The sequence below is a fragment of the Streptomyces sp. NPDC037421 genome, from assembly GCF_055602105.1.
Genome location: NZ_JBVJWV010000032.1, coordinates 42,139 through 50,128, shown reverse-complemented (window position 1 = coordinate 50,128; position 7,990 = coordinate 42,139). Strand labels below are relative to the sequence as shown.

General features: G+C 72.3%; 7 protein-coding genes. 1 reads left to right on the top strand and 6 read right to left on the bottom strand.

Annotation, left to right across the window (positions count from 1 at the left end; genetic code table 11):
* Window positions 1-125 precede the first annotated feature (125 nt).
* The 6 genes from ACZ7IF_RS32160 to ACZ7IF_RS32135 form a co-directional block, all read right to left on the bottom strand.
* Window positions 126-572, bottom strand: coding sequence for a nitroreductase family deazaflavin-dependent oxidoreductase (locus tag ACZ7IF_RS32160; protein ID WP_470978711.1), 447 nt, complete (start codon window positions 570-572; stop codon window positions 126-128).
* Between the two features lie 333 nt (window positions 573-905).
* On the bottom strand, window positions 906-3,326 hold the full coding sequence (locus ACZ7IF_RS32155; RefSeq protein ID WP_470978709.1) for a hypothetical protein: 2,421 nt from the start codon (window positions 3,324-3,326) through the stop codon (window positions 906-908).
* A 354-nt stretch (window positions 3,327-3,680) separates the two neighbouring features.
* Window positions 3,681-3,980 carry a hypothetical protein gene (locus ACZ7IF_RS32150; protein WP_470978706.1) on the bottom strand — a complete coding sequence of 100 codons (300 nt, stop codon included), beginning with the start codon at window positions 3,978-3,980 and terminating at the stop codon, window positions 3,681-3,683.
* 304 nt (window positions 3,981-4,284) lie between these two features.
* Window positions 4,285-5,223 (bottom strand): amidohydrolase family protein, encoded by a 939-nt coding sequence (locus ACZ7IF_RS32145; protein ID WP_470978703.1) that lies wholly within the window; start codon window positions 5,221-5,223, stop codon window positions 4,285-4,287.
* Window positions 5,224-5,507: 284 nt separating this feature from the next.
* On the bottom strand, window positions 5,508-6,344 hold the full coding sequence (locus ACZ7IF_RS32140; RefSeq protein WP_470978700.1) for an alpha/beta fold hydrolase: 837 nt from the start codon (window positions 6,342-6,344) through the stop codon (window positions 5,508-5,510).
* The gene (locus tag ACZ7IF_RS32135; protein WP_470978698.1) at window positions 6,341-6,934 is read right to left on the bottom strand and encodes a TetR/AcrR family transcriptional regulator; all 594 of its coding nucleotides are present in this window, start codon (window positions 6,932-6,934) and stop codon (window positions 6,341-6,343) included. The genes ACZ7IF_RS32140 and ACZ7IF_RS32135 overlap by 4 nt, the downstream gene beginning before the upstream one ends.
* Before the next feature lie 391 nt (window positions 6,935-7,325).
* On the opposite strand from ACZ7IF_RS32135, the gene ACZ7IF_RS32130 reads away from it, so the two are divergent.
* Entirely contained in the window at window positions 7,326-7,847 is a 522-nt protein-coding gene (locus ACZ7IF_RS32130) for a DUF1877 domain-containing protein (RefSeq protein ID WP_470978696.1), read from the top strand.
* The last annotated feature ends 143 nt before the right edge of the window (window positions 7,848-7,990 follow it).

The window sequence follows — 7,990 nt, the reverse complement described above, 5'->3', positions numbered from 1 at the left end:
TGGGGGGTCCTCCCCCTTCCTCCCCCCTTGTGGGGGCCCCCCCCCGCCCCCCCCCCCCCCCCCCCCCCCCCCCCCCCCGCTTCGGCCCAGCCGGAGGCACTTCCCAGGTGAAGAGGAGCCGGGTCCTACCCGCGCGCGGGCTCCAGCACGAAGACGGGGATCACACGGTCGGTCTTCTCCTGATACTCGGCGTACGGCGGATACGCGGCGACCGCGCGCTCCCACCACTCGGCCTTCTCGTCCCCGGTGATCTCACGGGCGGTCATGTCCCGGCGTTCGGACCCGTCCTGGAGCTCCACGCGCGGGTCGGACTTGACGTTGAAGTACCAGACCGGGTGACGCGGGAAGCCGCCGTTCGAGGCCACGGCCGCGTACCGCCCCTGGTGTTCCACGCGCATCAGCGGGATCTTGCGGATCTTGCCGCTCTTCGCGCCGCGCGTCGTGAGAACGACGATGGGCAGACCCGTGTCCCACAGCGTCGACGCCTGCGTGCCGCCCGAACTCTCGTACAGGTCGGCCTGATCGCGCACCCACTGCACCGGACTCGGTCCGTACTCGCCCTCAAGAGGCATCGCATTCACCCCATCGTCACGTCATGAAGTGTGGTGTCCGACAGGTGGTCAGGTCAACCGCGCAAGTCCGGCCCGGACGACGCGATACGGACGGCCCTGGCCGCCCCGGCGCAAACCGGGGCGGTACACGAACCGGGCAAGGTCCTGCGACGACGAGAACGGATGCCCGGCAAGGGGTCGGACGCGCTGACCGCGGAGCGATCGAGGCGCCCGACCCCCTCCAGGAGGGCGACCGCGGCCAGGTGCCCGATCGCCAGACCGTCGAAGGCGTACGCGACCGGGCTCGTGGCCGGCGCGGGCCGAAGGGCCCGACCGCGGTTCCTGCGGCGGCCGCTACTGGCCGCCGTCGGCGAGCTGCTGTTCCAGCTTGCGGACCCGCTTCACCACAGCCGGCTTGACCTGGCGGCTCTCCAGGGTCCGGGCGAGACCGCTCATCAGCCGCGTGGCGGGCTCGCCCTCGCCCTGCTGGTCGAGCGACCGGGCGAGGTGCGCGATGTTGCGGGTCAGACGGATGTGGCCGAACGTCTCGGCTGCGGCGTTCAGGTCTCCGTACGCCTGCTCGGCGCGCTGCCGCCCCGACTCGGTGTCGGGCGTAGTGAGCTCCAGGCGCGGACCCGCCCCGTCGGCACCGCCCCGCATGACCTTGCCCGGGACGGTGTCGGCCAGCGCCAGGCACGCGGCGGCGTGCTTGGCGACGGCCTCGTCCGGAATCCGGGCCACGACCTCGCGCAGCACGTCGTTGGCTCCCTGGAGCACCCGGCTTCCGCCCAGCGCCAGTACGCGTCCCACGGTGTCCGTGCAGACGTCGTCCGCCAGCCGCTCCTGCTCACGGCTGGCCGGGCGTTCCACCCGGAGCATGAGCGGTTCGGCCATGACCTGCCCGGCCGCGGCACCGCCGGCGGACGTACGCAGCGCGGCGTACACGCGGTAGATGCCGGGCTCGGCCATCTGCCAGCCGCCGATTCCGGAGCTGAGCACGATCTGCCCGTAGAGCGCCTCGCCGGGCTGCAGCACCACGGGTTCGGGGCGCATGCAGTACTTCATGTACGGCCGGTGCATCCGGGCCTCGGTCTCGCCCTCGCGCTGGATGACGATGCCGAGGTCGTCGCCGATCAGCTTGTTGCGGTCGACCATCACCGGGTCCGTGGAGGTGTTGGCGAGCTTCAGCTCCCCGATCACCGGCTCGAGCATGCCGTACCGGTAGATGCCCTGGTGGTCGGGGTCGCGGCTGACGCGGAGCGAGAGCGTCAGCGCGCCGGGGGCGGAGTACTGGCGGACCTGCTCGAAGGCGTGGTGGTCGAACCAGGGGATGTTGCCCATCTCCACGAACCGCTCGGGTGCGTGCCGCAGGAACCGCAGCTCGTTCTCCGAGAAGAAGTACCGGAAGTCGGAGAAGAACGCCTGGGGCCCGCCGGGGCGGGGCATCCGGAACGGGTAGTTCATGAAGCTCCGGGCATCGGGCTCGTTGACGAGCGGCAGCCACGGAGCCCCCAGCGACTTCTGCCAGGAGTGCGCGAGGTTGAAACAGTGCCCGATCTCGTGCACGGCCGTCCAGAACCGCATCCTGCGGACGAACGCGTCGGGTGCGGGGTCGTTCGGCGGCCGCTCGGAGATGAACGAGTCGGAGAAGATCGCGCAGCCCTGCCGCTGGGCGGTGCCGATGCTGTCGAACATGATGCCGCCGAGGCTGGTGCCCTCGTCGTGCACGCCTGCGAACAGGGTCCACACCTGCCACTGGGCGACGCCCTGCCCGCCGGGCCCGGGCTTCCACTCGGACCAGTGCTGCTGCATCGCGTCGTGCATCTCGATGTCGGACCACTTGTCGTTGACGGAGGCCGAGCGCGGGATCACGTTGCTGCCGTGGGTGCGGCTGACCTTGATTCCCTGCCGGGTGAAGGCGTCCTCCACGGTGAGGGTGATGTCGGGGAGGCCGGGGGGCCGCACCGGATGGTCGTGCAGCGCGTACGCGTCCGTCTGCTCGGCGCCCTCGACGCGGTCGAACTCGATGCCGACCTCACGGAACGCCGACCGCGCGAAGGCGTAGCCGAGGACCAGGTCGGCCGCACCCGGGCGGCTGAAGGTCACCCTGGCCGAGAGCGGCTGCAGCGGCGGGCGGCCGGTGAGCTGTACGCGGATCGAGGTGGCGGGGCGCAGGGACTCGTTGCCGTCGCGATAGCTGATCGGACCGGTGTACGAACCGTCCGGCTGCTTGGTCACTCTGGCGATCCAGGTGAGACCGCCGGTGAGGAGCCGCCAGATGCGGCCCGAGACGGTCATCGTGGGGGCCGCCCCGTCCACGTCGACGCGGAGTTCCTCGAACAGGCCGAGGGCGGCACCGGGCGCGAGCGTCTCGGCGGCCGGCTGGCCCGTCTGGGGCTGCTGGTACGCGATCGCGTTCTCGTCGGGAAGGGCGCCCGCCGGCATCGCCGCCCCGTTCGGGCGTACGTCGGGCGTGACCGTCCCGGGCATCGCCGGTGCGTTCTGCACGCCCTGCGCACCGTCCTGGTCGGGGGTGGGGACGGGCAGGTCGGTGCGGACGTACACGCCGCTGCGCTGGACCAGGAGGGCCGCGGCCGCCGTTTCCGGCTGGGCCCCGGCCGCCGTGTCCCAGCCTTCCTGGGCAGCCTCGGCGTACGGGCCCGAGCGGTGCCCGGCCCGGGCCCGGCCGTCACCGGCGAGGCGGGAGATCTCCTCGACGACAGCGCGGACGAGCTCGTCGAGCCCGCTCTGCGGGTGGTGCTTCTGCGTGGTCATGCCGGCCTCTCCTCAGCCGGGGCTCCGTCGCCCGGGCGTGGTGGTGCAGCGGAAGGGGGGTGGATGTCCGGCCGATTCGGGGCCGCGTGGCGCGCGGTCTGCGGCGTATGGCCTGTCGTCATGCCCTGGCCACATCGGCGCAGGGTGCTGCGACGGGCGGGATGCCTGAGCGAGATGCGGACGGCCGGCGGACCGGCGCCGGAGGGGGCGCTTCGTCCGGTCGTGCCGCCGAGCTCACACCCCTGCCCTTGGAAGGCCTGACCCCTCAAGTGGAAGTGCAACCACCCCGGGCCGCAATCCGGCCGCGTCCGATCGAGCCGGTCCGCGGAGCGCCCCGGCCGGCGGACGTGCCGGTCACATGTACCGGGGGAGGTCTCCGCTGGCGCGGACGGCGAGGCTGCCGTCTGCGCCGAGGTCGACCAGGACCGCCTTGGTGACGGTGGTGTCGATCTCCAGGCTCTCGTGCGGCCCTCCCTGGACCGACACCTCGACCGTGACCCCGCCGTCCCGTACCGGAACCTCGATGGAGCGGGCCAGGCCGACCTGCAGTCTGGTGTGCAACGAGGGTTCGTCGAGGACGACGGTTCCGTCCACGGCGACCACGACGTGCTCGCCCTGGAAGCCCTCCTGCAGTGCGATCTGAAGCACGCTCATGGCGTCCGCCTCACTTCGTCGGCCTCGCGAAGTCCTCTGACGCCCCGACGATACGGCGGCCGGGCCCGCTCGGCCTTCCGACACCGGCCCGCCCCGCCCGGTCGGCGGACGGTCGGGTCGGCCGGTCGGCCGGACGGTCAGAAGAGGAGCATGCAACCGTGACGGTGCAGCGGGGTCAATGCGGCACATGACCGGGGGCGCGGTTGCGGCCATGTGAGAGCGGTCGGATGACGACGGTGCTCCCTGGGCCGGGGAAGCGGAACAGCCGTCGCGGAACTGCACCACGGGTGCGCCTCGGCGGCGGTCAGGCAGGTGCGAGACGGGGGAAGAGCGACTCGGCGTTGCCGCGGTGGATCGCGCGGAGCTGCCCGTCCTTCCAGTGCGGGTAGCCGTCCAGCCCGTCGTCGAAGCCACTGCACCACTCCTCCGGCACCATGGGGAAGTCGCTGCCGTACAGGACGTGTCCGGGCTCGGCGAAGGCGAGGAGAGAGGGCAGCGAGGCAGGGCCCGCGCAGAACGCGGTGTCGAAGTAGAAGCGCCGCAGCTCGCCCATGAGGTCTGCGGGAGTGGTACCCGGATGCAGCCGGGCGGCGGCCGCGAAGCGGTGGGCGGCGTACGGCAGGAAGCCGCCCGCGTGCGGGAGGATCATCTTCAGCCGGGGGTACCTGCCGGGGACACCCGCGACTGCCAGGTGCAGGGCGGTGCGGGCGGTGTCGTACGGGAAGTCCACCAGCGGGCTGGGCAGGCCCGGGACCACCGCACCGGGCGGTGCGGTGGGATGGACGAGGACCACCGCCGCGCGCGCGTCCAGCTCGGCCCAGAGCGGCTCGAACAGCGGGTCCCCGAGGTAGCGCCCGTGGGCGTTGGACAGGACCATCACCCCGTCGGCACCCAGCTCGTCGAAGGCATGGGCGGCCTCGGCGAGCGCTGCGTCCACGTCCGGCAGGGGAAGGACGGCGAGGTTGCCGAACCGGTCGGGCCGGTCCTTCACCAGCTCCGCGGTGAACTCGTTCACGTCCCGGGCCGTGGCCCGGGCCCCCTCGACGTCGTCGGGGGCCCCGAGCGGAGCGGCGTACGAGAGCATGCCGGTGGCGATCGAACGGCGGTCCATCATCGCGATCGCGCTCCGCCGGTCCCAGACGGGCACCGGCCAGCCCAAAGCGGCCGCGCGGTCGGCGATCGCACGGCCGCGGTCGGGCGGGATCACGTGCTGGTGGACATCGATACGAGCGTGTTCATCCATACCGGCCCTCATCTCCTCCCGCCGACCGCCGACCGCCGACCGGCCGGCCTCGGACAGCCGGGGCGGGCCGTCCACGCTGGACGGGAACACGGCGGGCCGACCGCAGTCCATGAGACCCCCGGAGGGACATGGCGGCCAACGCGCCGCGAACGCCGCCCCAGCCGTTCCACCCTTCCGGCCCACCCGCCCACCCCGCGTCGGGGCCTTCCCGCACCCGGGAGGCCGTACGGGAGGACCGCCCTCGCTTCACTCCTGATGCGGGCGTGACACTTTGACGACAACTCCTAGGTGCGGAAGGCCTTTCGGAGGATCCCGCCGAACTCGGCGGGATGCGTGGTCATGCCGGTGTGCCCGCCGGGGAGGTGCAGGAGTTCCGTGCCGAGACGTTCGGCCAGGAAGGCGGCCGGACGGTAGGGCAGCTCACCGCGTGAGTCGTGGCCGCAGGCGAGCACGAGCCGGTCCGACAGGGCTTCCAGCCGCTGGACGTCCGGGGTGTAGGACATGAAGCCGGGCACGATGCGCCCGATGAAGTACGGCAGGTTGGCCATCGTCTGCTCGGCCCGTGCCGCTGCCTGCGGTGGAAGCCTGATCTCGGCCCGCGGCTCGGTGGTGGCGCCGTCCTTCTTCAGGCCCGCAGCGAACATTGCCATCGCCGGCATGAGCCCCTGTGCGCGGAAGGTCTCCTGCACGCGCGCGATGAGTGCGCGGTGTTCGGAGGCGTCCGGCAGGACCTCCACTGCCGGGGGCTCGTGTGCCACGAGGCGTTCGACGCGTTCGGGGTGGGCGGCGAGCAGGTGCAGGGCGGCGATCGCGCCCGAACTGGCGCCGAACACCCGGGCGGGCTCACCAGGCGACAGCAGCTCCAGCATCCGGAACGCGTCGTCGGCGTGCTCGGCCACTCGCTGCTCGGCCTCGGGGTCGTCCAGCGTGCTCCGGGACATGCCGCGCGGGTCGTAGGCCGCGACGGTGTACTCGGCGGCCAGCTCATCGGCAATGCCGTCGAGGGAGGCCGCGCCGCCCGCCCCTCCGGGGATCAGCAGCAGGAGCGGGCCCCGGCCGCGTACTTCGTAGTGCAGGGTCGCACCGTTCACGCGCAGGCTGCCGACGGTCGGGCCGATCATGACGAGTCTCCTTCTCGGGACGGGGGCCAGTGCTCCAGGAGGGTGTGCAGGGCGTCGAGGGCGCGGACCCAGGACTGCTGAGGCGAACGCTCGTGCGCGAAGCCGCCCGCGGCTTCCAGGGCGACGAACCCGTGGAACGTGCTGCGCAGCAAGCGGACCGCGTCGGTCAGGTCGGGCTCGGTCAGGCCGTAGCCGCGCAGCATGCCGTAGGTCAGCTCGACTGCGCGCCGCGGGCCGGAGGCCTTCGCGGCCAGCTCTGGGTCGATCCGGATCGGGGTCTGCGTCGCCATGTAGCGCCCCGGATGCTCGCGGGCGTACTCCCGCCACGCGTTGGCGAACGCCGCCAGCGCTTCCTTGCCCGCCCGCCCGGCGGTCGCCTCCGCGATGCGGATGGTCTTCTCGTCCGCCGCCAGCAGCGCGATCCGTCCGCGCAGATCCTCCAGACCGCGAACGTGCGTGTAGAGGCTCGCATCCTTCACGCCCAGCCGCCGCGCCACCTGCGACATGGTCACCCGGTCGAGTCCGACCTCGTCCGCCAACTCGGCGCCCGCGATCGTCACCCGCTCCGCCGTCAGCCCTGCCCGCGCCATGCATCCTCCTCTGATCCTAGGATCCCTAGTTATAACCTAGGGATCCTAGGAATGCCAGACGGGAGGCCCCTCTGCGCAGTTGCCGCTGATACGGAAGGCCCGCCGCTCTCGACCGCCGCCCGTCCTCGGCCGCCCCGACGCGCACGGCCGGCTGCGCGGTCTGCCGGACAGACCCTGGACGGGCGCGGTTCGCGGCGGCGTGAGGGTCACCTGACGTCTTGGACGCGGTCCTGGTCCGCCCCGAGGTGGTGGCGGAGGTCAGCGCCGACCGGGCCGTCGACCGGGGTGGGGTCTGCCGGTAGCCGCTGCGCTTCAAGCGGCTGCGCCTGGACGTTGGGCGGCCCCAAGCCTGCATCCGAAAACCGTTGGACGCGGCAGGGATACTGCCGTCATGGCCGTTACTCAGCAGCTCGCCCGCATCCCCGGGGAGTATCTCGCCGCCTGCCGCCAGTCCGCCGCCGCGTCACCGGACGGCGATCCCCACTGGGATCCACCGGCGTACGACGTGCTGGACCTGGACTGGGCACCGGCCCTGCTGAAACGCGTCGGCGAGGTGGCCGGACTCGAAGAGGTCCATCTCGATGCTCTGCGCCGGGCCACCGACGGCGACACGGCTCTGGACCTCGGCTTCCTCGACACTCACCCGCACGCCATAGCCCCCTTCGGGGACGCCCCCACCGGCCTGGGTGTCCCTCAAGTGGCGCGGGTCGCCGAGCTGCTCGGCCAGATCGACATGCCCGTCCTGCTCGCCGCCCTGCCGGCCGACGAACGTGACGCCGCATCCTTGACCGGCCAGCTGGGCTCCGTCACCGGAGGTCTGAGGGCGTACCTGCTGGAGCACTTCGACGCCTTGCGCGACTTCTACCTCGGCGCAGCCGAGCGCCGCCTGCACGTCGTGCTCTGGTGGGACTGATCCGTGGCCCACCAGGCGTCCCCGAGTCCGGTGAGCAGCGCGGCCGGGTGCGGAAGGGGCCACTCGAAACCGGGGCGGAACATGTCCGGCCTGGAGGGGAATCCCATGCTCAACAGGGGCGTTCGCCGCGCCGCTCTCGCCGT